The organism is Escherichia sp. XD33, from assembly GCF_019375075.1.
GTDB lineage: Bacteria > Pseudomonadota > Gammaproteobacteria > Enterobacterales > Enterobacteriaceae > Enterobacter > Enterobacter flexneri_A.
On record NZ_JAENDM010000186.1, the window covers coordinates 1 to 1,292 of the forward strand.

Here is a 1,292-nt window from a genome sequence, read left to right on the forward strand (position 1 = left end):
GTGCCACCGGACGTGATGCAGACCTTCTTCCCGAATATCCCGGTGGCCACACCGACCACCTTCCTGGTCAACGTCAACACGCTTGAGGCATTACCGCTTTTACAGGGGGCAACGGATGCCGCCGGTTTTATGGCGCGGATGGATACCGTTCTGCAGATGTACGGAGGAAAAAAAGGTGCGAAATAAGCAGGTGGTGTTACTCATTGCCGGAATATCCGGCATCGCGACGGGAATAATCGTCAGCCTGAATATCCCCTTTATCCGTCAGGGGCTTTTTTATCCCGCCAGCCCTGTAGAAATAGTCGTTTCGCTGTGTCTTACCTTTTCTGTTTCTGTTGTGTTTTTTGTGGGGGCAATTGTGGGATGGATTTTGGTGTCTGAAATATATTACAGCCGCATGACCGGTCTGAATGAATCATCAGTAATATCAGAGGAAACTTATAATGACAGCAAACAAAAAGAATCAGGAATTCAAAATCAGAAAAATTAGACGGAATATTGAGTATAGTTTCAGGGATTCTGACAGATATTTTGATTTGTTTATTGTTTTCCTTGTTGCCGGAATTGTTTTATGGGCAGTTATGCACGTTATTTTCGATGTCTGTATTGATTCATGGATGGCCGACCCGAAATTACTTAATTTCCAGTATATGTGGAATGTTCTGATGAAAGTCATTCCGTTTACGTTATGGGCGCTGGCAGCAGGGTTTCTTGTTACATTTTTTCTGTCCCCAATGTGCGAATTAATATTCGGAAATATCATGATATTCCTGCTGAAACGCCGTATGCGCCGGGAGAACACATTAAGGGAGGGCAGCAATAATGCTTCGCATTAAGCCTCTTTTTATTCTTTGTGCCGCCTTACTGACGGTGACGCCTGCAGCGTCAGCGGATGTGAACAGCGACATGAATCAGTTCTTTAACAAGCTGGGCTTCGCCTCCAATACCACACAGTCGGGCGTCTGGCAGGGGCAGGCTGCCGGCTATGCTTACGGCGGCTCCCTGTATGCCCGTACTCAGGTCAAAAATGTTCAGCTGATTTCCATGACGCTGCCGGATATCAATGCCGGATGTGGCGGCATCGATGCCTACCTCGGTTCGTTCAGTTTTATTAATGGCGAGCAGCTGCAGCGTTTTGTTAAGCAGATTATGAGCAATGCTGCCGGTTACTTTTTTGACCTTGCCCTGCAGACAACGGTGCCGGAAATCAAAACCGCAAAAGACTTCCTGCAGAAAATGGCAAGCGACATTAACAGTATGAACCTCAGTTCCTGCCAGGCGGCGCAGGGGAT

3 protein-coding genes and 1 pseudogene are annotated in these 1,292 nt (G+C 47.3%); all 4 read left to right on the top strand.

All coding sequences use genetic code 11. The annotated features are described in order from the left end of the window. Positions 1 to 186: pseudogene (locus tag K0778_RS26140) on the top strand (type-F conjugative transfer system pilin assembly thiol-disulfide isomerase TrbB); the annotation flags it as partial. Further along, a complete protein-coding gene (gene trbJ, locus K0778_RS26145) occupies positions 176 to 490 on the top strand; it encodes a P-type conjugative transfer protein TrbJ (RefSeq protein WP_001384255.1) in 315 nt (104 codons plus the stop codon). The pseudogene K0778_RS26140 and the gene trbJ, both read left to right, overlap by 11 nt. Continuing rightward, positions 444 to 836, top strand: coding sequence for an F-type conjugal transfer protein TrbF (gene trbF / locus K0778_RS26150; RefSeq protein WP_000126338.1), 393 nt, complete (start codon positions 444 to 446; stop codon positions 834 to 836). Before trbJ ends, trbF begins: the two co-directional genes overlap by 47 nt. Then, the coding region (locus tag K0778_RS26155) for a conjugal transfer protein TraH (RefSeq protein WP_201273848.1) at positions 823 to 1,292 on the top strand (470 nt) is incomplete at its 3' end. The genes trbF and K0778_RS26155, both read left to right, overlap by 14 nt.